Source organism: Actinoplanes sandaracinus (assembly GCF_030009775.1).
Classification (GTDB): Bacteria; Actinomycetota; Actinomycetes; order Mycobacteriales; family Micromonosporaceae; genus Actinoplanes; species Actinoplanes sandaracinus.
The window spans coordinates 223,592-249,927 of the sequence record NZ_JASCTH010000007.1; the positions used below are offsets into that span (position 1 = coordinate 223,592).

Here is a 26,336-nt window from a genome sequence, read left to right on the forward strand (position 1 = left end):
TTAGAGGTTCCCGCCGCCGCCGGCTTGATCCTGTGCGACAGGCATTTGATCCAGCGCGACAAACGCCTGCTCGACCGCATCCGCGAACGCGCCCATGGACGCGAACTCGAGGTCGTAGGAGAAGTCGCCGCCCGGCGGCGGGGTGGCGCCCCAGCCGGGCCGATCGCCCCGGCGGTTGATCCACACCGACGGCAGGCCCTCGCGCTTGGCCGGCACGTGGTCGTGGAACAGGCTCTGCGCCACGTGCAACAGCTCGCCACGCCGCACGCCCAGCCGCGGCAGGGTGGCGTCGAGGGCGCGGAAGTGGTTTCCGGCGGGCTTGTAGGCGCCGGCGTCCTCGGCCGTGATGATCGCCGCGAAGTCGCCGCGCAGCCGCTTGTTGCTGCCGGCGAACCCGTCGCGGTGCACGTTGGAGACCACGATCAGCCGGTAGCGCCCGGCGAGCCGGGCCAGCGCGTCCGGCGAGTCCGGGAAGGCCGGCCAGTCCGCGACGGAGTCGCCGAGCCGCCGTGCCCACTCGTGCGGGACCGGCCGCCCGAGTCCGGCGCCGGTGCGGCGGAACGCCTCGGCGATCACCTCCGGATAGCGGGCCGCCGGGGTCTCCCGCTCGACGGCGGCCTCATGATCGGCGTACGCGCCCAGCAGCTCCTCGTCGGTGAGGTCCAGGCCCTGCTCACGGGCCCACGGCGCCATGACGGCGGCGATGCCCGCCTCCCAGTCGATGAGCGTGCCGTAACAGTCGAAGCTGAGCGCCTTGAACGTGGTGAGGTCCAGTCCGTCATCGGTCATGTGTCCATCCTGCGTCCCGGCGGCCTCCCGCGCCCGGTCCGTCCACAGGCGGCACAGGATCAGCGGCCGGGTGCATAGGACGCCGGACACGGGGAAGTCCTCCTGGCGTGAAGGCACGAACGGACACCACCAGCATCACCGGTTCGTACGGCTTCAACGCGCCGCCCGAAGTGGTCTTCGGCGTACTGACCGATCCGGACCGGGCGGCACGATGGCTGCCCGGCCCCGGGCAGGTCGTCGCGGCGAGCACCGAGCGGGTACGGATCGCCGACGGGCAGCGTTCCCGCGACTACGGCGTGGAGATCGCCGCCGACGAGCTGCGGGTGCTCTGGCGGTCGCTGGACTCCGGCGGCGCCCACGGCGTGGCCCGCGTCGAGGACGCGCCGGGCGGCGGCAGCGTGGTCCACGCCGAGGTCACGGCGCCGGACGGCGACGAGAAGACCGTGACGGACCTGCTCGACGAAGCCATGGGCGGACTGCGGTCCGAAGTCAGCGACAACTTCAACGCGGGGTGAACCGATGAGTCAGCAGCCACAGACACCCGACGAGCAGCCGGAACCCGACGAGGTCCCCGGCGAGCAGCCACCGGAGGAGCCCGGCCCCGACGACGTCGAAGGGCCGGAACCCACCGACTGAACTTCCGAACGCGAAGGAGGACACCGTGACCGACGCCCCCCGTACCGACGTGATCGACATCCTGACCGACGACCACCGTGACGTGACCGCGCTGATCACCTCGATCTGGTCGGTCGCCGACCCGATGATCCGCCGGGACCTCACCGACACCGCGATCAGCGAGCTGGTGCGCCACGCGGTCGCCGAGGAGATGTACGTCTACCCGGCCATGCGCAAGCACATGCCCGGCGGCGAGAAGGCCGTGGAACACGACGTGGAGGAACACAAGCAGCTCGAAGAGACGATGAAGAAGCTGGAGGCCGCCGACGTCTCCAGCGCCGAGTTCGACAACGCCCTCCGCAAGCTGGAGACGGTCCTGGCCGACCACATCCAGGACGAGGAGAACGAGCACTTCCCCGAGCTGCGGCGGCACATCCCGCGCGAGGAACTGGTCGAACTGGCCGGCAAGGTCGAGACCGCCAAGAAGCTGGCGCCGACCCGGCCGCACCCCAACGCGCCCAACAGCGCGCTGTTCCACAAGCTGGTCGGCCCGGGAGTGGGCCTCGTCGACCGGCTCCGCGACCACCTCACCGGCCGCGCCACGAAGTAGGCCCGGCCCCTGCCCGATCGAGGCCCCGCCGGGTTCGCCCGGCGGGGCCTCGTGGGCGTTGCCCGCTATGCGCTCACGGGCGCCGGGCGCGTGCTGGAGCTGCGCAGATAGGCGGCGATGGCGGCCGCCGAGCGGCGGCCCGAGGTCGTCATGACATTGTGGGCGGCGGCGGGCACCGTCACCGAGACCCCTCCAGTCAAGACCGCGACCTGGGTACGCCAGCGCAACGGCGCCACCGGGTCCAGCGCGCCACCCAGCACCAGCGGCGGCACCGGCAGCCGGCACAGGTCGCCTTCGATCGCGTTGCGCACCGAGTGGCCGACCGTGGCCAGCACCCGCCACGGTTTGGCGTCGGCCACGTCGCGGGCCAGCACCGCCGCCTGCCAAGGGGCCTCGACGAACAGATCGGCGAACCAGCGGCCCACCAGGGCGCGCCGGGAGCGGGCCGCCGGGTCGCAGGTCGGGCTCGCCAGCACGATGGCCGCTACCAGGTCCGGGCGGAGCACCGCCAGGCGGGCCACCACCTCGGCGCCGAACGAGTGCCCCGCGACGCACACCCGGGACAGGCCGAGCGCGTCCAGCCAGGCGGCGAGGTGGGCGGCGTGACGGCTCACGTCGTACGCCCGCCGTGGCTTGTCGCTGTGCCCGAAGCCCGGCAGGTCAGGCACCAGAACCGGATGGCGGCCGGCCAGGGCCCGGGCGGTCGGCATCAGATAGCGGTGCGACACGGCGAGGCCGTGCACCAGGACCACCGGCAGGCCGCCGGCCCGGCAGTCGTGGCGGTCGTGCGTGCGCACCCCGCCGACGGTCGTCCAGCGGCCGGCGAACGCGGATTCCTCACGCATCGCCCCGACTTACCCCGCTGGATCATCGTCTACGCGGCGTGCGGGGAAAGCGCCGTTCGACGCTCACGTCCCTTCCGCGGCCGGCCTCGTCGCGACCGGCGACCGGCTCGATGATCGAGCGACGATGATCGCGGCGATGCGAAAGTACAGGTTTGACTGTACTGTCTTCGGCGTGGAGATCCTGACTCACGGTTCGGTGCTGGCCCGCTTCGGTCACGCCCTGTCCGACGCGACCCGGGCCCGGCTGCTGCTGGCGCTGCGTGACGGGCCCGGTTATCCGGCCGAGCTGGCCGAGTTGCTGGGCTGCACCCGGCAGAAGCTGTCCAACCATCTCGCCTGCCTCCGCGGCTGCGGTCTGGTGGTCGCGGTGCCCGAGGGCCGCCGGGTCCGCTACGAACTGGCCGACCCGCGCCTGGCGCACGCGCTCGAGGACCTGATCTCCGTGGTGCTCGCCGTCGACCCGGAAGCCTGCGCCGACGCGGCCACGAAAGGATGCTGCTGATGGGCGCCCCGGCGGCGCGCCGGGCGGTGCTCCACCGGCGGGTCCGGCTGCTGGTCGCCGCGACCATCACCTACAACGTGATCGAGGCGATCGTGGCGATCACCGCGGGCACGATCGCGTCATCGACCGCACTGATCGGGTTCGGTCTGGACTCGGTGATCGAGGTGTCGTCGGCCGCCGCGGTGGCCTGGCAGTTCGCCGGCGCCGACCCGGAGCGCCGGGAGAAGGCGGCGCTGCGGGTCATCGCGGTCTCGTTCTTCGCGCTGGCGGCGTATGTCGGCGTCGAATCGGTGCGGGCGCTGGCTTCCGGCGCCGAGGCCGAACACTCGACGGTCGGCCTGGTGCTGGCCGCGGTCTCGCTGGCCGTGATGCCCGGCCTGTCCTATGCCCAGCGCCGGGCCGGCCGCGAGCTCGGGTCCCGGTCGGCGGTCGCCGACTCGAAACAGACGCTGCTGTGCACGTACCTCTCCGCGGTGTTGCTCGTCGGTCTCGTCGTGAACAGCCTGTTCGGGTGGTCGTGGGCCGACCCGGTCGCGGCGCTGGTGATCGCCGCGGTGGCGGTGCGGGAGGGCCGCGAGGCCTGGCGCGGCGACGTCTGCTGCGTGGTCCCGGCCGAGGCGGCGCCCCGGGACGCCGACGTGTGCGGCTGTTCCACACCCGGCTGCTGCTCCCCCGCCGGAGCGGTGCGGGACGTCGTGATCCTGACACGGCCGGACGGCGAACCCGCCGACCGGTGAGGGGTGCCCGCCAGGATCGGCAGGCACCCCGAAGGTTCGGAGAAGGGGCTGGTCAGAGTTTGAAGCTGACCACCAGGTCGTGCAGGTCGGTGCTGGTGCGGGCCAGGTTCGCGGCGCTGTCCTGGGCCTGGTTGACGACCGTGGTGGTGCTGCCGACGGCGGCGGCCACCTTGGCGATGTTGGTGGCGATGTCGGCGCTGCTGCCCGACACCTCGGCCACGTTGCGGCCCATCTCGCTGGTGGTGGCGGTCTGCTCCTCGACGGCGGCGGCGATCAGCGTCTGGTAGTCGCTGATGCGGGTGACCACCTCGCCGATCTGGCCGATGGAGCGGACCGCGTTCGACGAGTCGGCCTGCAGTGCCTGGACCAGGCTGGTGATCTCCTCGGTCGCCTTGGCGGTCTGCTGCGCCAGCTCCTTGACCTCGCCGGCGACGACCGCGAAACCCTTGCCCAGCTCACCGGCGCGGGCGGCCTCGATGGTGGCGTTGAGCGCGAGCAGGTTGGTCTGCTCGGCGATCGACGTGATCAGGGCGACCACGCTGCCGATCTCGGCGGAGGAGGCGCCGAGTTTACCCATCATCTCGTTGGTCTGGGTGACCGCGCCGACGGCCTCGCCGGCGACCCGGGCGGCCTCGCCGGCGTTGCGGGCGATCTCGTCGATGGCCAGGTTCATCTCGGAGCTGCCGGCTTCGAGGGTGCCGACGTTGCCGGACACGTTGCCGGCGGCGTCGGCGACGGCCGCGGCCTGCGCGTCGATCTCGACGCTGGAGGCGGCGACCCGCGACGAGACCTCGGACAGTTCCTTGGACGCGACGGAGACGGTGCCCGCGTGGCCGGCGATGGCCGAGACGGTGTCACGCAGGGAGGCGGCGGTGCTGTTCAGGGCCGTGCCGAGGCGGCCGAGCTCGTCGTTGCGGTCGAGTTCGACGCGGACGGTGAGGTCACGGGCGGCGAGCCGGTTCAGCGCGCCGACGGCGACGGCGAGCGGGCGGACCACCGACCGGGTGACGAAGGTGCCCATCAGCACGGCGAGGACCACGGCGAGCAGCAGGGCGCCGCCGAGGGCGCGCACGCCGGTGTCGCGGACCTCCTGCACCTCGGCGCGGAGCGCCTCGGCGCGGGCGCTGACCGATTCGTCGAGGGCTCCGGTGATCTCCAGGACCTTGCCGTACGACTCGGACGCCTCGCCGCCGTTGACGCTCTTCATCGCCTTCGCCCGCGACGCCGTGGTGTCTTCCGCCAGCCACTGCGTGATCGTGGCGTCCCACTGGAAGAAGTCGTCCCAGGCCGGCTTCAGTTTGGCGAACTCGGCCTGCTCGGCCGCGGTCATCTCGCTGACGTGGGTGGCGGTGATGCCGTCGTAGATCGCGTCCTTGCTCTTGAGTTCGCCCTGCCGGTTGTACCCGTCGGGGCCGGTGGCGTAGGTGTACCCGAAGGCGCCGACGTCGGCGATGAACAAGCCCTGCCAGCCGGTCACGTCCGCCGCGTTGTACTTGGCGGTCTGGATGTCGTCGCGCAGCTGTTCCAGGCCGGCCAGCTGCTGCTGGGTGTCGGACTGCTCCCGCAGCCCCCACCAGCCGACGCCGGCCGAGGTGATGATCAAAGAGGTGAGCACCAGGTACGAGGCGCCGAGCCGGGTACCGACGCTCACATCACGAAGACGCATTTTGTGGACTCCCACTCGGGCTTCGCGCGCCGTTGCGGCGCATCGCCAGATCTGTTCGGCGTAAAACTCAGGTTTTTTAGAGTTCCCCGGCTTCGGCGACGACGGTCACCACCGGCACGGCGACCGCTCAGTTCGGGCGGCGGAATGCCGATCTGTCGCCCTGTGCGGCGTGGTCTGTGGTTCTGGTGGAGTACGGCGGGGGCGCTGGCGACCGTCGGCTACTACCTGCTGCCCCGCGGCAGTCTCGCCGCGAGCACGCTGTACAGCGGCATCGGGTTGTGCGCGGCACTGATGATCATCGTCGGCGTGCGCCGGCAGCGGCCCCGGCGGCCGGGTCTGTGGTACCTGTTCGCGGCCGGGCAGCTGGGCTCGGTCGCCGGGGACCTGGTGTGGCAGTACTACGTCTTCGTCCTGCACGAGGAGCCGTACCCGTCGATCGCGGACGCCTTCTACCTCGCCGCCTATCTGCCGCTGGTGCTGGGGCTGCTGCAGTTCGTCCGCGGCCGGGGCCGCGGGGACCTTGGCGGCCTCATCGATGCCACCATGATCGCCAGCGGCATCGGGCTGGTCCTGTGGATCTTCGTTCTGCACCCGACGGCCGCCGCCGAGGCCGCCTCGGTGCTGGAGCAGGTCATCAGCATCGCCTATCCCGTCGCCGACGTGTTGCTGTTGGCGATGCTGACCCGGCTGTTCGTCAGCGGGGGCGCCCGCACGACGAGCACGCGGCTGCTCGGCGCCGCCGCCCTGCTGCTGTTCATGGCGGATGTGGCGTTCTCCGTGGTCACCCTGCACTCCGACGGTGACGGCCAGGAACTGTCGGCGGGCTGGCTGATGTCCTACGTCCTGTGGGCGGCCGCGGCCCTGCATCCCAGCATGGCGATGCGGCACCCGACGGCGACGGCCTCCGCCCCGAGGTTCCGGCGAGCCCGGCGATCCCGGCGGGCCACGAGAGCCGCGAGAGCCGGCCGGGGCCCTCTCAGTCTGGCCACCCTGTGTTCGCTTCTCGCTCCGGCCATGCTGTTCATGCCGAACGTCGGCGCGAACACGGTCGACCGGATCGCCATCGCCGCTGTCGCCACCGTGCTGGGCCTGCTCGGTTTCGTGCGCACCTCCGGCCTGATGAGAACGGTGCGGGGCCAGACGGACCGGCTGCAGCACCTGGCCACGCACGACGACCTGACCGGCCTGGCGAATCGGCGTCACTTCGAGAGCATGCTGCGGCAGGCGGCGGAGGACGGCGAACCCGCGGTGGTGCATCTCGGCCTCACCGGTTTCAAGAGTGTCAACGACGAACTCGGGCGGCCCGTCGGGGACCGGGCCCTGCTGATCCTGGCCGCCCGCATCCGCGACGCGGTCCCCTCCTCGACGCTGATCGCCCGGGTGGGCGGTGACGAGTTCGCGCTCCTGCTGCCGGGACCGGCATCGGGCGCCGCCGAGCATCTGGCCCGCCGGCTGGCCGACGCCATGCGCGAGCCGGTGCACGCCGGTGGTCATGAGCTGCTCGTCGGGGCCGGCATCGGGGTCGCCGCCTCCGGCACGGCGGTCGGGCCTGAGGAGTTGCTGCGCCGCGCGGAGGCCGCCATGTATGCGGCCAAGGCCACCGGGGAGCCGTATCAGTCGTGGTCACCGACGATCGACGAGAGCGCCGGCGAGCAGGCCCGGCTCGGCGCCGAGATCCGCACAGCCCTCGACTCCGGCCAGTTCCGGGTGGTCTACCAGCCGATCGTCGCCGTGCCCGAAGGACGGGTGGCCGCGGCCGAGGCGCTGGTGCGCTGGGACCATCCCGAACGCGGCCCGGTCAGCCCCGCCTACTTCATCCCGGTCGCGGAGCGCAACGGGCTGATCGTGGAGCTGGGCGCGTGGGTGCTGCGGACCGCGTGCGAGCAGATGGCCCGTTGGCGCCGCGATCTCGGTGCGCGGGCGCCGGACCGGATCAGTGTGAACGTGTCGGCACGGCAACTGGCGCGCCCGGGGTTCCCGCACACCGTTGCGGAGGCCCTGGCCTCGGCGGGCCTGCCGCCGGAGTGTCTGGCGGTCGAGGTGACCGAGACGGCCGTCTTCGAAGGTGGCCGCGCCGTGGCGGCGCTGCACGAGTTGCGGGCGCTCGGCGTGCGGATCGCTCTCGACGACTTCGGCACCGGCCATTCGTCGTTGCGGCTGCTGCAGACCGTCCCGGTCGACATTCTCAAGGTCGACAAGTCGTTCGTCGACGACATCACCGGCGCCGGCGAGCACCGGGTGATCGCCGAGGCGCTCATCCACGTCAGCGCGGGCCTGGGCCTGACCGCGGTGGCGGAGGGTGTGGAGACCGCGGAACAGGCCGAGGTCCTGTACCGGCTCGGCTACCGCCTGCTGCAGGGTTACCACTTCGGCCGGCCGGTGCCCGCCGACGAGTTCCGCGTCGCTGGGCCGGCCGTGATCCACGCCTGAGTCCCGGCGCCGGAACACCGCGGACCTTCCGCGGGTACGGCGCACCGCCGCACCCCGGCTCGCATCGGCGGATGAGGATGCGCCGCTATGATTCCCGCGTGCCGCCGGAAGAGGAGATCGGGGCGCGCCGGCCACCCGGGGCGCTCGAAGCGGAGGTGCTGCGTGTGCTGGGCGCCGCGGCCGCCCCGCTCAATCCCCGTGAGGTGCGCGACCTGCTGGACTCGTCGTTGTCGTACAGCACGGTGGTGACGATCCTGACCCGCATGCACGCCAAGGGCAGGGCGGCGCGTTACCGGGACGGCCGGTCGTTCCGGTACGCCCCGCTGACCGATGAGGCGTCGGTGGCGGCGGAGCGGATGAACCAGGCTCTCGGCGCCGGGACGGACCGCGCCACCGTGCTGCGCCGGTTCGTGGCCGGGCTGCGTCCCGGTGACGAGCAGCTGCTGCGGCGGCTGCTCAGCGACGACGACTGACCGTCACCGCCGCGCGGCGTGGAGCAGTTCGCCCAGGTCGTAAACGCACTCCACGGTCCAGACCACGGAGAACGCGGCGATCAGCACCGGAACGGCGAGCGGGAGCAGCGAGCGGGTGCCACGCGGGGCCAGCAGCGACGCCACCCGGCGCGGGACGGCTCCGGCGTGGCGCAGCTCGCGGCGGCCGGGAGTGATCCGCAGGCCGCCGGCCCGGTGGGCGCCGTCGGCGACCAGGGCGGCGGCGCCGATCGCCCGGGCGACCGCCCGCCGGTCGTCGAGTTCGGCCGCGGCCCGCTCGTCGGCGGCGCGTTCGACCAGGTAGTCGAGGGGGCGCAGGAGCAGGCGGAACGCCGGGTGGACGGCGGCGGACAGGTGGGCGAGCAGGATCAGGCGGTGGTGGCGGGCCCGCAGGTGGGCTCGCTCGTGGGCGATCAGGGCCGCGTACTGCGTGTCGTCGAGGGCGGCGCGCATGCCGGTGGTGACGACGATGCGGGCGTCCGGGCCGGGGACGGCGAAGGCCTCGGCGCGATCGTCGTCGAGGAGGACGATCCGGTCGCCGGTGGCCGGCAGGCCGGTGTAGCGGCGGGCGTAGGCGGTGTCGCGGCGGTGCCGGCGCCGCACGCGGGCGAGGCCGGCGACGGCGGCGACGGTCATCGCGAGCGACAGCCAGGACACCCATGGCTCCTGGGCGGTGTCGGCACGGACGTACGCGTCCGAGATGCGCAGTGGCGAGGCGATGGCCGGAAGCTCCGCCAAGGCCTTGACCGCGAAGGCCGTGACGGTGACCAGGCAGGCGGCGGCGGCCGCGGCGAGTGCGGTGACCAGGAACGTCGCGGCGGCGTCCGGGCGGAGCCGGTCGGCGAGGTACCGGATCGCGGCCGCCACCAGGAGGGGGCAGATCACCACCTCCCAGATGAAGTGATCGAACACCGCGGGCTCCTTCCCCCTGGAAACCGCAGTGTCGCACACCGGAGGGGCCGCCCTGGACAGTCAGGCAAGCCAACCCTAATCTACAGTCTGTAGAACCTAAGTAAGGCCAGCCTTAGCGAATCAAGCCTCAACGAAAAGAGTGTCATGCTCGCCACCTACCTCATCGGCCTGCGCGAAGGGCTGGAGGCCACCCTGGTGGTCAGCATCCTCGTCGCGTTCCTGGTGAAGGCCGACCGCAAGGATCGGCTCCCGCAGGTCTGGGCCGGCGTCGGTGCGGCCGTCGCGCTCTCGGTCGGGTTCGGTGCGCTGCTCAGTTACACCTCCACCACTCTGCTGCGCGACTACGACCAGCGCGAGCTCTTCGAGGCGATCACCTCCATCCTGGCCGTCGTCTTCGTCACCTGGATGATCTTCTGGATGCGCCGGGCGGCCCGCTCGATCGCCGGCGACCTGCGCGGCAAGCTCGCCGACGCGCTCGCCGTCGGCTCGATCGGGGTCGCCGTGATGGCCTTCCTCTCGGTCGTCCGCGAGGGCCTGGAGACCTCGCTGATCTTCTACTCCGCGGTCCAGGGCGCCGGCGTCGACGGCGGACCGCTCTACGCCCTGCTCGGCGGGATCGTCACCGCCGTCGCGATCGGCTGGCTGATGTACGCGACAGCGGTCCGCATCAACCTCGGCGTCTTCTTCACCGTCACCGGCGTGCTGCTCATCCTGGTCGCCGCCGGCATCCTCAAGTACGGCGTGCACGACCTGCAGGAGTCCGGCGTACTGGACGGACTCAACACCCTCGCCTACGACGTCAGCGGCACGCTCGACCCGTCCACCTGGTACACGGCCCTGCTCACCGGCATGTTCAACGTCACGCCGACGGCCAGTGTCCTCGAGGCCGTCGCCTGGGTCGCGTACGCCGTGCCCGTGCTCGCTCTCTTCCTGCGCCCTTCCGGGCGTACGCCCGCCCCTGTTCCCGCGTCACAGCCATAGGAGTCACCCGTGCGTTCCCCTTACCGACTGATCACCCTCGTCACCGTGGGATCGCTCGCCGCCTGCGGCTCCGGCGGCCCGGACGCCGCGCCGCCCGCCGGCGGACCGATCGCGGTCGCGGCCTCCGACAGCTCCTGTGAGGTCGCCAAGACCTCCGTCGACGCCGGGACCAGCGTCTTCGCCATCACCAACAAGGGACAGAAGGTCACCGAGTTCTACGTGTACGCCCCGGGCGACCGGGTGATGGCCGAGGTCGAGAACATCGCGCCCGGCCTCTCCCGGAACCTGCACGTCGAGCTGCCGGCCGGCACGTACGAGACCGCCTGCAAGCCCGGCATGATCGGTAAGGGCATCCGCGGCCCGCTCACCGTCTCCGGCTCGGCCGCCCCGCTCACCGACGACGCGGCGCTTCTGGCCGCGACCGAGAGCTATTCGCGGTATGTGAAGAGCCAGACCGCCGCGCTGGAGGAGAAGACGGCCGAGTTCGTCGCGACCGTCAAGGCCGGTGACGTGGCGAAGGCCAAGGCGCTGTTCCCGACCACCCGCACGTACTGGGAGCGGATCGAGCCGGTGGCCGAGATCTTCGGCGATCTCGACCCGCGCATCGACGGCCGCGAGGAGGTCACCGAGGAGGGCCTGGTCTTCGGCGGCTTCCACCGCATCGAGAAGGACCTGTGGGTCGACGGCAGCGCGGCGAAGTCCGGGCCGGTCGCCGACCAGTTGCTCGCCGACGTCAAGGAGATCGTGCAGAAGGCGAACGCCGAGAAGCTGTCCCCGCTGCAGCTCGCCAACGGCGCCAAGGCCCTGCTCGACGAGGTCGCCAGCGGCAAGATCACCGGCGAGGAGGACCGCTACTCGCACACCGACCTGTGGGACTTCAACGCCAACATCGACGGTTCCAAGGCCGCCATCGCCGCGCTGCGCCCGGTCCTCGAAGAGCGCGCCCCCGAGCTGGTGAAGACCCTCGACACCGAGTTCGCCAACGTCGACGCCACGCTCGCCAAGCACCGCGCCGGTGACGGCTGGAAGCTGCACAACGAGCTGTCGCAGGCCGACCTGAAGGAGCTCACCGACGCCATCAACGCGCTCGCCGAGCCGATCAGCCAGGTGGCCGCCGTGGTCGCCAAGAAGGCCTGACATGGTCTCGCGGCGGCGCGCCCTCACTCTCGCCGGCGCCGGGATCGCCGGGATCGCCGGCACCGCTGCGGCGGCACGGCACCTCACCACGGACGACGCGCCCGACCCGGTCACCGGCGCGGTCGCGTTCACCGGCGCCCACCAGGCCGGCATCGTCACCGCGGCACAGGACCGGCTGCACTTCGTCGCGTTCGACGTGGTCACCAAGGACCGCGACCGGCTGGTGAAGGTGCTGAAGGAGTGGACGGCCGCCGCCGCCCGGATGACCGCCGGCCAGGACGCCGGCGAGATCGGGGCGGTCGCCGGCATCCCCGAAGCGCCGCCGGACGACACCGGCGAGGCGATCGGCCTGCCGCCGTCCGCGCTGACCATCACCGCCGGTTTCGGCCCGACACTGTTCCGGGCCGCCGACGGCCAGGACCGCTTCGGGCTGGCCGCGCGGATGCCCGAGGCGCTCGCCCCGCTCCCGGCGTTCACCGGGGACACCCTCGACGCCGCGTTGTCCGGTGGCGACATCGCCATCCAGGCCTGCGCCAACGACCCGCAGGTCGCGGTGCACGCCATCCGCAACCTCGCGCGCATCGGCATGGGCGTGGTCAGTGTGCGCTGGTCACAGCTCGGCTTCGGGCGCACGGCGTCGACCTCCACCGGCCAGGCCACCCCGCGCAACCTGTTCGGTTTCAAGGACGGCACCCGCAACCTCAAGGCCGAGGAGCCCGACCTGCTCCGGGAGCACCTGTGGGTGCAGCCCGGCGACGGCCCGGACTGGATGACCGGCGGCTCCTACCTGGTCACCCGCAAGATCCGGATGTTGATCGAGACCTGGGACCGGTCGCCGCTGGCCGAGCAGGAGGCGATCATGGGTCGGCTCAAGGGGTCGGGGGCGCCGCTCGGGCGCACCGGCGAGTTCGACGAACCCGACTTCCAGGCGGTCGGCGCCGACGGCGAACCGGTGATCCCCGACATCGCGCACGTCCGGCTCGCCCATCCGGACACCAACAACGGGGCCCGCATGCTGCGCCGCGGTTACAACTTCGTCGACGGGTCCGACGGCCTCGGCCGCCTCGACGCGGGGCTGTTCTTCATCGCCTACCAGCGTGATCCGCGGAAGGCGTTCATCCCGGTGCAGCGCAGTCTCGCCGGGCGGGACGAGTTGAACGAGTACATCCGGCACGTGTCCAGCGGGCTGTTCGCCTGCCCGCCGGGCGTCACCGGGTCCGGCGACCACTGGGGCAGCGCGCTGTTCGCCTGATCCCCGCGCGTTCCTGGCGGCCTCTCGGGGTCACCCGGCCCTCCGCGTACACCTGGTCCTTCGCTCGAACGGGTGGCGCGGGGGGCGCGCCTTCGCCAAGCGGGCCCGCGCTGTGCGCACAATTCCGGGGTGGCCGTGATGACCCTGCCCCAGCACGCCCCTCCGGCGGCCGTTCGCTACGAGGCGTTCGGCCGCATGATGGACGCCCTGCGCGCGACCGACGCGCTTCCCGGCGCCAGGCAACTGGACTGGTGGCCCGGTCTCGGCAACCGCGAGATGCACATCGAATGGCATGCCGGGCCGTACGGGTTCGAGGTCGCCCGGACGCTTCGCGACGATCTGCTGCGGCCCCCGGAGGAGGCGGCCTGCACGGCGCTGCGAGACGTCTGGGACGGCGTCTTCGTCACCAACCCGCAGAACGGGCACGTGCGCCTCACCGTCATGACCATGCCCATCGTGCTGCGGGCGCTCTGCCCGCTCGGGGCCGTGCGCCTGCCCGGCCCGAGCTGCTGAACCGGCGGAACACAGCCGGACGGCGCGGCGCCCACGACTCTGGGATGTTTCGGGACCCGGCCTGACCGACTTCCCATTTGTGCCCACTCCTTCGCATTAGCCTGCGATCTGGGGAAGTGGGCCGGTTTCGGCCTGCGTATCGACCTTCGAACGCGGGGGAACACAGTCGTGCGTAGCGTATTCGCGCGTGCCGGAGCGGTCGTCGCTGCGCTCGGCGCGATCATGGCGGTCTCGGTCGCGTCGCCGTTCCGGGCGACACCGGCACTCGCCGCGCAGACCGTCTGTCCCACCGCGGTCACCCTCACCAACGGCGACTTCGAGCAGCCGGTGATCCCGGCCGGCACGGTGCAGATCCTGTCGCGGACGCTGATCCCCGGCTGGCAGACCACGGCCCCCGACAAGATGATCGAGCTGTGGCGTGGTTACGGCGGGGTGCCCGCGGCGTCCGGCAGCCAGCATGCCGAACTGAACGCCAACGTGGTGTCGACCCTCTACCAGGATCTGGCCACCACCCCGGGCCAGACTCTGCGGTGGCAGCTCAATCACCGAGGGCGCACCGGCACCGACACCATGGCGGTGATGATCGGGCCGCCGGCCGGATCACTGATCCAGCAGGGCCCGAACATCTCCGACCCGAAGACCGCCTGGGGCACCTACACCGGCACCTACACGGTTCCGGCCGGGCAGACCAGCACCCGGTTCGCGTTCAAGTCGGTGTCTTCGGCCACCGCCGACCCGAGCGTCGGCAACTTCCTGGACGGCATCTCGTTCGGATCGGCAGCCTGCCTGACCACCACCACGTCGGTCGTCAACACCGGCGGAGCCACCACCGCCAACGTCGGCGACACCCTCACCTACACGGTGACCGCCCGCAACGACGGCGGCAGCCCGGCGAGGCTTTCCGCGATCAGCGACGCCCTCCCGGCCGGGACCACCTACGTCCCGGGATCGCTGCGGTCGGTGAGCGGGTCGACGACCACCAAGCCGACCGACGCGGCCGGCGACGACGCCGGAGAGTACGTCGGCGGCAGCCGGGCGGTAAACCTGCGGGTCGGCGCCGGCGCCGGGTCCGCGTCCGGCGGCACCCTCGCGCCCGGCGAGTCGCAGACGCTGTCCTACCAGGTGACCGTCAACTCGTCGACCGCCGGGACCACCCTGAACAACGACGCGGCCACGTCCTACACCGAAACCGTCACCAACAGCCCCGCCACCTCGACCTCGAACACGGCGGCCATCGCGGTCAACCCGGCGGCCGACCTGTCGGTGACCGCCGCGCTGGTCACCCCGGCCGTGGTGGCCGGGCAGGCGGCCGGCTACACCCTGACGGCGAGCAACGCCGGACCGAGCAGCGCCGGGACGGTGCAGTTGATCGGCACGGTCCCGGCCGGGCTGACCGGGGTGACCGCGACGTCGGCCGGAGGCGCCTGCACCGTCGCCGGGACCAAGGCGCAGTGTGACTATCCGAGCATCGCGTCCGGCGCCACCAGAACCATGACGATCAGCGGCAACGTGCCGTCGACGGCGGAACCCGGCACCGCCTACACCCTCGCGGCCTCGGTCACCAGTGCGACCTACGAGACGAAGCAGGCGGACAACTCGGCCTCGGTCAGCACCCCGGTGACCGCCAGCGCCAACCTCAACGTCGCCATGACGTATTCGCCCTCGGTGCCGGTCGGCGGTGGGACCATCACCTACACCGTCACGGTCACCAACCAGGGCCCGTCGCTGGCTCGCGGCATCGTGCTCTCGGACCCGATCCCGATCGGCTCGACCAACGCGTCGGCGACCGTCCCCGGTGGCGTCTGCAACAGCACCACGACCGGCACGATCGAGTGCATCTGGGCCTCCCTGGCACCCGGCGCGACCAAAACCATCACCATCACCATGACGCTGGCGCAGAACAATCCGAACGTGAACAACGCCGTCTCGATCGCCTCGGGCACACCCGACCCCGACGTCGGCAACAACATCGTCACCGTCACCGGCGCGGGCGCCCTCGTGGCGGACGTCGAGATCAGCCTGACACTGGGCGCGTACACCGGGTACGCGGGCACCGACACCTCCTACACACTGACCGTCCGCAACAACGGCCCGTCGATCGCCGACAACATCACGTTCATCCCGGTGCTGCCGCCCGGCGTGAACGTCATCCGGCCGACCACCGGCCCGCTGGCGTCGTACTGCACGCCGTACGCGTGCACCGTTCCGAGCCTGCCCTCCGGGGATTCGGTCCAATTGACCGGCACCATCGAACTCACCCGGGACGCTCAGGCCGGCCCCGGCACGGCGACGGTCACGGCCATCTCCACGACCACCGACCCCAATCCCGCCAACGACAAGCTGACCACCAACGTCATGGTCCTGCTCAGCAGCGACCTGGCGGTGTCGCAGACGCTCAGCAACCCGGACCGGCCGGGCGGCAACCTGGTGCCGGGTGAGCGGGCCCGAAGCGTCGTCACGGTGACCAACCAGGGGATCACCCGCGCCGAGGGTGTCCTCGTGCAGCGGCCCGTCCCCGCCGGGCAGCCGGTGCCCACCGCCAGCACCGCCGCGGGGACCTGCACCTTCCAGGGCACCACCGACCTGAACGGCATCACCCCCGACGGCGGCGTGTTCATCTGCAGCCGCCCGCTGATGTACGCGGCGACGACCTGGACCATCACCTTCGACTCGACGCTGCGAGCCGGATACACCGCCACCTCGTACGCCCGGACCGCGACCGTGTCGGCGACCTCGACGGACCCGGACCCGGCCAACGACAGCGTCACCACCACGTCGCCCGTCGACCACATCGCCGACATCGACCTGGCCCAGACCACCAGCACCACCCGGGTGGTGGCCAGCGACCCGGTGCAGTTCTCGGTGGACGCCCACAACGCCGGACCGTCCGACGCGACCAACGTGGTGGTCCAGGTGCAGCCGCAGACCGGCCTGCTGATCAGCTCCGGTTCCGGCGCCGGCAGCTACGACCCCGGCACCGGCCGCTGGTCCATCCCGGTGCTCGCCTCCGGGGCGACCGTCACCCTCAACCTGTCCGGCAGCGCGGTCAGCGCCGGTGCCCCGAACAACGTGGTCCGCGTGCTCTCCGCCGACGGCACCGACCCGTCGGCGGCGAACAACACCGCCCAGGCCGCCGTGACGATCGATCCCGCGGCGGCATCGCTGAAGATCACCAGCGCCGCGACCGTCGCACCGGCCAGCCGGCAGAACGCGGCGATCGCCGGAGACGCCGTCACCTACCGGTTCACCGTGGTCAACGACGGCAACGTGGCGATGAACGCGATGTCGGTCCGCGACGCGCTGACCGGCACGGCCACCTGCCCGGGCACGTCCCTGGCGGCCGGCGCGCAGATGACCTGCACCAGCCCGGCGCCCTACACGATCACCCAGGCCGACTTCGACGCCCAGCAGCCGGTCTACAACAACGCCTCGGTGACCGCCGTCCCGCCGGGCGGGCTGCTGCCGGCCACCTTCGGGCCGGCCCCGGTCACCGTGTCGCTGGCGACCGGCACCGCGTCGCTGAAGGCGACGGTCACCGCGGCGGTCAACCCGGCCGGGCACACCGGCGCGGCCCAGGTGGGCGACACCATCACCTACACGTACGTGGTCTCCAACGACGGCAACGCGGCGCTGGGCCAGGTGGCGGTCACCGACACTCTGGGCGGGGCCGCGAACTGCCCGAGCGCCACCCTCGCGGTGGGCGCCTCGATGACCTGCGCCAGCGGCGGCCCCTACACGGTGACCCAGAGCGATGTCGACGCCGGCGGGCCGGTCATCGACGCCGCCACCCTGTCCGGCCGGCTCGCCGGCTCCGCGACCACCCGCACGTTCGGGCCCTTCTCCACCAGCGTGGCGGTGACCCCGGCCGTGCCCTCGCTGACCGCCGTGGTGACCGCGAACGTGACACCGCCGGCGCGGCAGGGCGCGGCCGCCCGCAACGACACGATCGGCTACTCGTACGCGGTGACCAACAACGGCAACGTCACGATGTCGTCGATCGGCGTCACCGACACCCGGGTCGGCACGGCCAGTTGCCCGGCCACGCCGCTGGCCGTCAACGCCACGATGACCTGCACCAGCACCGCCTCCTACACGGTGAGCCAGGCCGACCTGGACGCCGGCATCGCGATCACCGACAGCGCCACGGTCTCCGGGCGGGCGCCCGGCTCCGCGGCCACCTCCTACGGGCCGTTCACCACCGGCGTCGCCGTGGCGGTGGCCGCCCCGATGCTGGCCGTCACGGTCAATCCAGCGGTCACCCCGCTCGCCAACCAGAGCGCCGCGAAGGCCGGGAACACCATCGGGTACTCGTTCACCGTCACCAACAACGGCAACGTCACGATGTCGAACATCAGCGTCGCCGACAGCCGGCTCGGCGCCGCCACCTGCCCTGCCGGGCCGCTGGCCGCCGGAGCCACGGTGACCTGCACCAACGCCGCGACCTACACGGTCACGCAGGGCGACGTGGACGCCGGTACGCCGATCACCACCAGCGCCTCGGTGTCCGGGCGCGGGCCCGGCGCCGTGTCCGACACGGTGTTCGGGCCGGTCACCGCCGGCGTGGCGGTCGCCGCACCGGTGGCGTCGCTGTCGATCTCGGTCGCCGCGGCGGTGCTGCCGACCGAACACCAGAGCGCGATCCGGGTCGGCGACACGATCTCCTACACCTATACCGTCGTCAACGACGGCAACGTCACGATGTCCGGCATCAATCTCGGCGACGCCCTGGCCGGCGCGGTGAACTGCCCGTTCGCGTCGCTGGTCGTGGGCGCGTCGATGACGTGCGTCAGCGCCTCGCCGTTCGTGGTCGACCAGGCCCGGATCGACGCCGGCGGGGCGGTCACCGCGAGCGCGTCCGCCACCGCCACCACACCGGCCGGCGCCGGCGTTCCGTTCGGGCCGTTCACCGCGAGCGTCACCATCGCCCCGGCCGTCCCGTCGCTGAACATGGCGGTGACCGCGTTCGTGAACCCGGTGGCCCGGCGGAACCAGGCGCAGACCGGCGACACCATCACCTACCAGTACGACATCACCAACACCGGCAACGTCACGATGAGCTCGATCGCGGTGGCCGACACGGTCGCCGGCGGCGGCAACTGCCCGTTCGCCTCCCTGGCCGTCGGCGCGTCGATGACCTGCCTCAGCAGCAGCTCCTACACGGTCGTCGTGGGCGACCTCGCCGGCGCCTCGATAGTCAACAACGCCACGCTGACCGCCCGGGCGCCGGGCGCCGGGGTGTCGAGCCTCTACGCGACCGGCTCGGACGCCGTGGCGCTGGTCCGGCCCGTCCCCTCGCTGACCGTCGCCGTCACCCCGGCGGTCAGCCCACCGGGCAACCAGTCCGCGGCCGCCGCCGGCAACACGATCACCTACACGTTCGTGGTCACCAACAACGGCACCGTCCCGATGACCGCGATCAGCCTCACCGATCCGAAGACCGGGACCGCCGTCTGCCTGACCTCGACGTTGAACGCGGGCATCTCGACGACCTGCACCGGGGGCTCGCCCTACGTCGTAACCCAGAGCGACGTCGACGACGGTCTGGTCACCACGACGGTCACCGCATACGGCCAGAGCAACACCGAACTGGCTCCCCGGTCGTACGGCTCCTTCACCGCCACCGTGCCGGTCACCCCCGCACGCCCGCTGCTGCAGCTGAGCACGACCGTGGTGGCGGCCGGGACCGACGTCGGCCATGCCGTGACGTTCAACTATGCGGTGCAGAACATCGGCAACATCACGATGGACACGCTGTCGGTCGGCGGCACGATCTCAGGGACGGTGTCCTGCCTGCCCACCTCGCTGGCGCCGTCCCAGACCGCGAACTGCACCGGGGGGACATCGCACCAGATCGACCAGGGTGACATCGACGCCGGCCTGCCGATCACCGACGTCGCCTCGGCCGTCGGGCGACGCGTCAACACCTCCACCGACCTGACCTTCGGGCCGCAGACCGCGAGCGCCCCGGTGGCCGCGCCCCGGCCGTCGCTGACCATCAGCACCGTGGAGACCGTCTCGGACCCGGCCCGGCAGAACGCCGCCGCGGCCGGCGACACGATCTCCTACCAGTACACGATCACCAACGACGGCAACCTGACGATGGACAACCTGGCCGTCACCGACACCCTGTTCGGCCCGGTGGCCTGCTCGAACGCCGCACTGAACGTAGGCGACACGGTGAACTGCACGGGTGTGCCGTCCTACTCGGTGACCCAGGCCGACGTCGACAGCGGCGTGGCGATCGTCTCCGACGCACACGTCCTGGGCCAGCGGGTCAACTCGCCGACACCGTATTCGTACGGTCCGGCGGTCGTCTCCACCGCGCTGGCGCCGGCCACCGCGTCGCTCACCGCCACGGTGTCCGAGCTCATCACGCCGGCCGGGCACCAGAACGCCGCCGAGGTCGACGACAGTGTCCGCTTCCGCACGGTGCTGACCAACACCGGCAACCAGACGATCACCGGCATCGTGATCGAGGAGCCACGGGCGGGCACGGCCACCTGTCCGGCCACCGTCCTCGCGCCGCAGGCGACGATGACCTGCACGAGCGCGTCGCCGTACACCGTCACCTCGGCGGACGTCGACGCGAACGCGCCGGCCGCGACCACGGTCACGGTCTCCGGGCGCCGCCCCGGAGACGCGTCGAGCAGCACCCTGCTCACCCAGGCGGCCGGCTTCCCGGTGGTCTCCTCGGCGCCGGCGCTCACCGTCAGCGCCGCCGCCGTGGTCACCCCGGCGGGCCACCAGGGCCAGCTCGTGCTGGGCGACAGCATCGCCTACCGGTACACCGTCCGAAACACCGGCAACGTGACGATGACCGGCATCGACGTCACCGGCACCCGGGGAGGCGCCGCCACGTGCCCGGCCGTCACCCTCGCGATCAGAGCCACGACCACCTGCGTCTCCAGCGGGACGTACCAGGTGACACAGCCCGACGTGGAGGCCGGACAGCCGATCACCGAGAGCGCGCAGGTCACGGCGCGGGCCGCCGGCACGACGACCGACCTGACGTTCGGGCCGGCCACGGCCACCGAACTCATGGCCGCCGCGGCGGACTCGCTCCACCTGGCTGTCACCGCGATGGTGTCCCCGGCCTCGCGCCGGCTCGCCGCCGCCGCCGGGGACACCATCGACTACCGGTACGTCGTCACCAACGACGGCGATGTGGAAGTGACCGGCATCGCCGTCGACGACGACCTCACCGGGGTGGCGCACTGCCCCGCCGACAGGCTGGCGGTGGGCGCTTCGATGACCTGCGACAGCGTGCGGCCACACACCGTCTCCCAGTCGGAGGTGGATGCCGGCCGGGCGATCGACAACCTGGCCTCGGTCACCGGCCGCCGGCCCGGCGCGCCCACCGACACCACCTACGACCAGGAGTCGGCGACGGTCCAGCTGGCGACCGGCGAGGGCCGGCTGGACATCGCGATCTCCGCCGACGTCGAACCGCCCGTCAAGGCCGGGGAAGTCAGCGTGGCAGCCGCCCCGCACACCGCGCCGGCGGCCGGCGACGGCATCCGGTTCCGCTACATCGTCACCAACAACGGCAACGTGACGATGTTCGGAATCACGGTCGTCGACACCCTGGTCGGCACGGTCACCTGCATGGACGCGAACCTCGCCGTGGGCCACACGACGAACTGCGTCGCCGACGACGTCTACCGGGTGACCCAGCAGGACATCGACACCAGCCGGGTCATCACCACCCTGGCCTCGGCGAGCGGCCTGGAACCGGCGGCGACCGTTCGCTACCAATCCCCTCCGGCGGTGGCCAACACCCCGGTCGAGCCCGCCGCGCCGTCGATCGGCGCCGACCAGACGGTCGCCTGGACGGACACCGACGGTGACGGTGCGCTCGGCACCGGCGACGCCGTCACGTCCACCATCGAAGTGGCCAACGACGGCAACGTGACTCTGAACGCCATCGGCCTCACCGGTCTGCCGGTCGGGGTGACCTGCCCGAAGACGACTCTGGCTCCGGGCGAGCGGATGACCTGTGTCTCCGACCCCTACCACCTGACCGCGGCGGAGGTCGCCGCCGGGCAGACGACCTTCACCGTCCGGGCGAACGCCGTGGCCCCGAGCAACATCGGCGGGGTGCAGGCCGACGCGCCGGCCTCCATCACTCCGCCGTCACCGGGCCCCACCACCTCGCCCAGCGGGACGTCACCGTCCCTCTCGCCGAGCAGCACCATGACGCCGTCGCCGTCGCGCACCGTGACGCCGACCCGGGCGCCGTCGCCCACGGTCACGCCCAGCCGGTCACCGTCGCGCACCCGTACCGTGACGCCGAGCCGCACCACTGCACCGGTCTCGCGAACCCCGTCGCCGTCACGGTCGCAGGACACCTCGCCGGGCCGCACCCCGATCACCGGCGGCGACTACAGCGTGTTGCTGACCGGAGGCCTGATCCTCATCGGCTCGGGTGTGGCGCTGGTGCTGCTGACCGTGCGCCGGGCGCGGCGGTTCCCGTCCTGACCATCACACGCCGCGACGCGGAGACAGCCGGTCACCGCACCGGCGCGAGGAAGTCGAGCAGCGCCTCAGCCACCGGGCCGGGCGCCTGCTCGGCCTGGTGGTGGCCGGAGTCGATGACACGGTGGCGGAGCGGGTGGGTGAGCCAGGGCGCCCAGATCGCGGCCGGGTCACCGTGGATGTCCAGGTCGTCGCCGGCCGACTCCAGCAGCAGTGCCGGGCAGGCGACGCGCCGCCCGGCGGCCCGGTCGGCCTCGTCGTGGGCACGGTCGATCCCCAGACCGGCCCGGTAGTCCTCACACATGCCGTGCACGACTGCCGGGTCACGCAGAGCCGCCCAGACGTCGGCATGGTTGCCGGCGCCCATCGCGGCGGGTTCCGGGGTGCTGTACCAGGCGTCCGGGTCGGCGCAGATCACCCGCTCCGCCGGTTTGTCGGTCTGGCCCAGGAACCACCAGTGCCACCACACGCGGGCGAAGACGGCGTCGGTGCGCTCGAGATGCTCGACCACCGGCAGGCCGTCCATCACCACCAGGTGTGACACCGCCGCGGGATGGTCCATCGCGGCGCGGAACGCGACCAGGGAACCACGATCATGCCCGACGACGGCGAACCGGTCATGGCCTAGACGGGCCATCAGCCGTACGACGTCGCCGGCCATCGCGCGTTTGCTGGACTGGGCGTGGTCCGGGGCGTCCGGCGGAAGCGTCGATCCGCCGTACCCTCGCAGGTCGGGCGTCACCACGAAGTGACGGTGAGCCAGCAGCGGCGCGACCGCATGCCAGGTCGTGTGGGTGCGGGGATGGCCGTGCAGCAGGACGACCGGGGCACCCGCGCCCCCGTGCCGGACTCGGAGAGTCACCTCGCCGACGTCAACGTGATCGAGCTGGAAACCGTCGAACATCGATCGAATGCTACCCAATCGCGCCGCGAAGTCACCGCCGTCGCCATGGCCACCGCGACCGCGGGGCGCGGGCAGGCCGCACCGGGAGGAGGATGGAACACATGGCACGGCGACGCTCCGGTGCCGGGCGACGAGCTCGATCCGGATAATCTCCTTGCGGTACGCCGTGGTGGAAGGGAACGAACGCACTTGGAGAACGGGGACGATCTGCGTCTGCTGCGCGCGTACGAGCCGGTGGCGCGTTTCACCGAAGGTGAGTACTTCTTCCCGGTCTCGGCCGAGCGGTACGTGAGCCGCGCGGGCCTGTGGCGGATCGAACCCGGGACGAGCCCGGTGCAGATCGTGCGCCCGGGCGGGCTGAGCCTGGACACGCTGGCCGCGGCCGGTGGCGCCGAACTCGGCGTCGGGTACTCGCTGTCCGGCATCGACAACGACGACAAGCACGCGCACATCCCGCTGCGGGACCGCCCACACCACCTGGCCCGGTCGAGCCGTCTGGCGTCGGTGGGTCTCACCGCCCGGCTCGTCGACACACTCAACCGGTTCTCGCTGCTGTTCCGCGGCAGCGTCCCGGGCGGCAGCGCGGCCCGCTCGTTCCTCCTGCAGCGCGACCATCTCGACCCGTTGCGGCCGACCTATTACGGGCGGGTGCTGCGCGACGGTTCGTGGACGGTGTGCCAGTACTGGTTCTTCTACAGCTTCAACAACTGGCGGTCCGCGTTCGGCGGGGTCAACGAGCACGAGGCCGACTGGGAGCAGGTGACGGTCTTCCTCGACGCGACCGGCGAGCCCGGCCCGGACGGGCTGCCGCAGCCGGCGTGGGTGGTGTTCTCGGCGCACGACGAGATCGGCGACGACCTGCGGCGGCGCTGGGACGACCCGGACCTGACCCTGGTCGACGGCCGGCATCCGGTGGTCTTCGTGGGCGCGGGCTCGCACTCCGGCGCGTACCTGCCGGGTGACTACCTCATCACGGTGCGGCCGCCGCGCCTGCGTGGCCTGGTGGACGCGCTGCGGTCGTCGGCCCGGCTGCTGGCGCCGTGGTCGGCCGAGGACCGGCGCAACGTCGGTATCCCGTACGTCGACTACGCCCGCGGTGACGGCCGCTCGGTCGGGCCCGGCCAAGCCGAGACCTGGCATCCGGTGGTCATCGGCGACGACACCGGCTGGGTCCGGGACTTCCGCGGGCTGTGGGGCCGCGACACCCGCGACCGTCTCGGCGGCGAGCGCGGTCCGGCCGGGCCCCGGTACGGGCGGGACGGGGCGGTGCGGCACGCCTGGGCGGACCCGGTCGGCTGGGCGGGCCTGGCGAAGGTCGTGCCGGATCCGGCGGCCGAACGCAAGCTTGTCGCCATCCGCGCCCAGCGTGACCTGGACCGGCTGGCGGAACTCGACCGGCAGATCGACGCGTTGCGGCACGAGCTGACGGTCGCGGCGGCGGGCCTGCCGGCCGCCGATCCGGAGGTTCGGGCCCTCGCCGGCCAGGAGCAGCAGTTGCTCGGCCTGCGGATGGAACGCACCCGTCTGGCCGACGAGTTGCATCGGACCACCACCGCCGTGCCGGTCCCCCAGCACCCACACGCCCACCTGCTGCACCGGCGGCTCCCGCTGGAACCGGCGAAAGGCTTCCTGGGCCGGGCCCGGTCGTGGTGGGCGGTGCTCAGCACGCCGCTGATCCTGTGGGCGATCGGGGCGGTGGTGTCGCCGCTGCCGGTCTCGGGGCAGGAGACCGCGCTGGCCCTGTTGCTGGTGCTGCTGCTGGTCGAGGGATTCGTCCGCGGGAAGTTCCTGGCGGTCATGCTGCGGCTGGCGCTCGCCTGTGCCGGGCTCGGCGCCCTGGTCGTGTTCTGGCTCGACGGCCGTTACATCGTCACCTTCGCGTTCTTCGCCGCCGCGTTGCTGGTGCTGCTGGTCAACGTCCGTGAGGCGACGCGCCGCTGACGTCCCGGGGCGCCGTTACGAACCCGCCGGGCAGGGTAAGACAGTCTTCGATGCCGTTACCGCCGGAGGAGACGCCCGTGCATGACGTGGCCAAGGTCAACACCACCCAGCCCGCGGACTGGGCGCCCACCGCCGAGCAGCGCAGGCAGGCCGGCCGCAACGAGGCCTATCCGGCCACTGGGCGCGTTCCGGTCCGTGAGGACCCCCGCGCGCTGAGCCGGCCGGCCTGATCCGTCCGGCACACCCGGGTCGCCCGCTGTCACACACGACCTGTCGCGAACGCGCCCGCACCGCCGCGGTGGCGGTGCGGGCGGACGATCACGATGTCGTACGGCCGGCGCTCAGCTCAGGGTGATCCGCGCCGGAGTGGGCCGCTGGGTGGTGGTGCCGTCGCCGACCTGGCCGTTGCCGTTGTTGCCCCAGCACCACAGGCTGCCGTCGGTGCGGATGGCGCAGGCGTGGTAGCGGACGGCGACGTTCTTCGTCCAGGTGGTCGCGTCGCCGACGCGGGTCGGGGTGTAGCGGTTGGTCGTGGTGCCGTCACCGAGCTGGGCCGCCATGTTGTTGCCCCAGCACCACAGGCTGCCGTCGGTGCGGGTCGCACACGCCGAGTTGTCGTTGCCGGTGACTCTCGCCCAGGTGGTGGCGTCACCGACCCGGACCGGACTGGTCTGGAAGGTGCCGGGGACGCCGAGCTGGCCGTAACCGTTATCTCCCCAGCACCACAGGGTGCCGTCCGCGCGGACGCCGCAGCTGAAGCCGTAGCCGGCGGTGACCCCGGTCCACGTGGTGGCGGTGCCGACCTGATCCGGGGTCGTCCGGTAGCTCAGGATGCCGAGGCCGAGCTGCCCCCTCGTGCTGTCGCCCCAGCACCACAGGGTGCCGTCGGTGCGGGTGGCGCAGGTGTGCGCGTAACCGGTCGTGACGGTCGCCCAGGTGGTCGCCGTGCCGACCCGCACCGGGGTGGTCTCGTAGTAGGCGTCCGGGCCGGTGCCCAGCTGGCCGGACCGGTTGAAGCCCCAGCACCACAGGGTGCCGTCGGTCCGTACGCCGCAGGTGTGGCTGTCGCCCGCGCTGACGGTGACCCAGTCGGTGGCGGTGCCGACGCGCACCGGGGCGGCACGGCTGGTGGTGGTGCCGTCGCCGAGCTGGCCCCGGGTGTTGGCGCCCCAGCACCAGAGGGAGCCGTCGGCGCGCAGCGCGCAGTTGTAGGAGGTGCCGGCGTCGATGCCGGCCCAGGTGGTGGCGGCGCCGACGCGTGCCGGGGTGACGCGGCCCGTCGTGGTGCCGTCGCCGAGCTGCCCGCGGGTGTTGCCACCCCAGCACCACAGTGTCCCGTCGGCCGGGATCGTGCAGGTGTGCGAGTAGCCGGTGGCGACGGTGACGTTCGCCGCGCTGGGTTCCGCGAGCGCCGGGCCGGCGGGGACTCCGAGAACCAGCACGACGGCTCCGGCGGCCACGGCGAGGCCGGTCCTGATCCGTTGCCGCCACCCACCTTGATGTCTGCGCATGTGCGCCACTCCCCACGATGTCGAA

19 protein-coding genes are annotated in these 26,336 nt (G+C 72.1%); 13 read left to right on the plus strand and 6 right to left on the minus strand.

Going from position 1 to position 26,336, the window contains the following annotated elements:
* A complete protein-coding gene (locus QLQ12_RS12985) occupies positions 1-789 on the minus strand; it encodes an HAD-IA family hydrolase (protein WP_282759732.1) in 789 nt (262 codons plus the stop codon).
* 107 nt (positions 790-896) lie between these two features.
* Here QLQ12_RS12985 and QLQ12_RS12990 point away from each other — a divergent pair, with 107 nt between their 5' ends.
* Together QLQ12_RS12990 and QLQ12_RS12995 are read left to right on the plus strand one after the other, a co-directional pair.
* Positions 897-1,304, plus strand: coding sequence for an SRPBCC family protein (locus tag QLQ12_RS12990; protein WP_282759734.1), 408 nt, complete (start codon positions 897-899; stop codon positions 1,302-1,304).
* Between the two features lie 146 nt (positions 1,305-1,450).
* A complete protein-coding gene (locus QLQ12_RS12995; RefSeq protein ID WP_282759736.1) occupies positions 1,451-2,014 on the plus strand; it encodes a hemerythrin domain-containing protein in 564 nt (187 codons plus the stop codon).
* Positions 2,015-2,079: 65 nt separating this feature from the next.
* On the opposite strand, the gene QLQ12_RS13000 is transcribed toward QLQ12_RS12995, so the two are convergent.
* The gene (locus tag QLQ12_RS13000) at positions 2,080-2,859 is read right to left on the minus strand and encodes an alpha/beta fold hydrolase (RefSeq protein ID WP_282759737.1); all 780 of its coding nucleotides are present in this window, start codon (positions 2,857-2,859) and stop codon (positions 2,080-2,082) included.
* A 136-nt stretch (positions 2,860-2,995) separates the two neighbouring features.
* On the opposite strand from QLQ12_RS13000, the gene QLQ12_RS13005 reads away from it, so the two are divergent.
* A complete protein-coding gene (locus QLQ12_RS13005) occupies positions 2,996-3,361 on the plus strand; it encodes an ArsR/SmtB family transcription factor (RefSeq protein ID WP_282759738.1) in 366 nt (121 codons plus the stop codon).
* Positions 3,352-4,098, plus strand: a complete 747-nt coding sequence (locus QLQ12_RS13010; protein ID WP_282759740.1) for a cation transporter — start codon at positions 3,352-3,354, stop codon at positions 4,096-4,098. Before QLQ12_RS13005 ends, QLQ12_RS13010 begins: the two co-directional genes overlap by 10 nt.
* Before the next feature lie 52 nt (positions 4,099-4,150).
* Here QLQ12_RS13010 and QLQ12_RS13015 read toward each other — a convergent pair whose 3' ends face one another.
* Positions 4,151-5,764 (minus strand): methyl-accepting chemotaxis protein, encoded by a 1,614-nt coding sequence (locus QLQ12_RS13015; protein WP_282759742.1) that lies wholly within the window; start codon positions 5,762-5,764, stop codon positions 4,151-4,153.
* A 162-nt stretch (positions 5,765-5,926) separates the two neighbouring features.
* Between QLQ12_RS13015 and QLQ12_RS13020 the strand changes: the two genes are divergently transcribed.
* Together QLQ12_RS13020 and QLQ12_RS13025 are read left to right on the plus strand one after the other, a co-directional pair.
* Complete coding sequence (locus QLQ12_RS13020; protein WP_282759743.1) at positions 5,927-8,194, plus strand: putative bifunctional diguanylate cyclase/phosphodiesterase; 2,268 nt, start codon at positions 5,927-5,929, stop codon at positions 8,192-8,194.
* A 98-nt stretch (positions 8,195-8,292) separates the two neighbouring features.
* The gene (locus QLQ12_RS13025) at positions 8,293-8,667 is read left to right on the plus strand and encodes a BlaI/MecI/CopY family transcriptional regulator (protein ID WP_282759745.1); all 375 of its coding nucleotides are present in this window, start codon (positions 8,293-8,295) and stop codon (positions 8,665-8,667) included.
* 3 nt (positions 8,668-8,670) lie between these two features.
* Here QLQ12_RS13025 and QLQ12_RS13030 read toward each other — a convergent pair whose 3' ends face one another.
* On the minus strand, positions 8,671-9,597 hold the full coding sequence (locus QLQ12_RS13030) for a M48 family metalloprotease (RefSeq protein ID WP_282759746.1): 927 nt from the start codon (positions 9,595-9,597) through the stop codon (positions 8,671-8,673).
* A 144-nt stretch (positions 9,598-9,741) separates the two neighbouring features.
* Here QLQ12_RS13030 and efeU point away from each other — a divergent pair, with 144 nt between their 5' ends.
* From efeU to QLQ12_RS13055, 5 genes are all read left to right on the plus strand, one after another.
* Positions 9,742-10,578 (plus strand): iron uptake transporter permease EfeU, encoded by an 837-nt coding sequence (gene efeU, locus QLQ12_RS13035; protein WP_282759747.1) that lies wholly within the window; start codon positions 9,742-9,744, stop codon positions 10,576-10,578.
* A gap of 9 nt (positions 10,579-10,587) precedes the next feature.
* A complete protein-coding gene (gene efeO / locus QLQ12_RS13040) occupies positions 10,588-11,715 on the plus strand; it encodes an iron uptake system protein EfeO (RefSeq protein ID WP_407651469.1) in 1,128 nt (375 codons plus the stop codon).
* Position 11,716: 1 nt separating this feature from the next.
* Positions 11,717-12,967: an iron uptake transporter deferrochelatase/peroxidase subunit gene (gene efeB / locus QLQ12_RS13045; protein WP_282759748.1), complete on the plus strand. Its 1,251-nt coding sequence runs from the start codon at positions 11,717-11,719 to the stop codon at positions 12,965-12,967.
* 129 nt (positions 12,968-13,096) lie between these two features.
* Positions 13,097-13,480: a hypothetical protein gene (locus QLQ12_RS13050; RefSeq protein WP_282759750.1), complete on the plus strand. Its 384-nt coding sequence runs from the start codon at positions 13,097-13,099 to the stop codon at positions 13,478-13,480.
* A gap of 168 nt (positions 13,481-13,648) precedes the next feature.
* Complete coding sequence (locus tag QLQ12_RS13055) at positions 13,649-21,958, plus strand: DUF7507 domain-containing protein (protein ID WP_282759752.1); 8,310 nt, start codon at positions 13,649-13,651, stop codon at positions 21,956-21,958.
* A gap of 31 nt (positions 21,959-21,989) precedes the next feature.
* Here QLQ12_RS13055 and QLQ12_RS13060 read toward each other — a convergent pair whose 3' ends face one another.
* The gene (locus QLQ12_RS13060) at positions 21,990-22,859 is read right to left on the minus strand and encodes an alpha/beta fold hydrolase (RefSeq protein WP_282759754.1); all 870 of its coding nucleotides are present in this window, start codon (positions 22,857-22,859) and stop codon (positions 21,990-21,992) included.
* A 189-nt stretch (positions 22,860-23,048) separates the two neighbouring features.
* Here QLQ12_RS13060 and QLQ12_RS13065 point away from each other — a divergent pair, with 189 nt between their 5' ends.
* Together QLQ12_RS13065 and QLQ12_RS13070 are read left to right on the plus strand one after the other, a co-directional pair.
* Positions 23,049-24,800 (plus strand): hypothetical protein, encoded by a 1,752-nt coding sequence (locus tag QLQ12_RS13065; protein WP_282759755.1) that lies wholly within the window; start codon positions 23,049-23,051, stop codon positions 24,798-24,800.
* 77 nt (positions 24,801-24,877) lie between these two features.
* Entirely contained in the window at positions 24,878-25,030 is a 153-nt protein-coding gene (locus tag QLQ12_RS13070) for a hypothetical protein (RefSeq protein ID WP_282759757.1), read from the plus strand.
* A gap of 111 nt (positions 25,031-25,141) precedes the next feature.
* Here the strand turns inward: QLQ12_RS13070 and QLQ12_RS13075 are convergent, their stop codons facing one another.
* Positions 25,142-26,311 carry an RCC1 domain-containing protein gene (locus tag QLQ12_RS13075; protein ID WP_282759759.1) on the minus strand — a complete coding sequence of 390 codons (1,170 nt, stop codon included), beginning with the start codon at positions 26,309-26,311 and terminating at the stop codon, positions 25,142-25,144.
* Positions 26,312-26,336 lie beyond the last annotated feature (25 nt).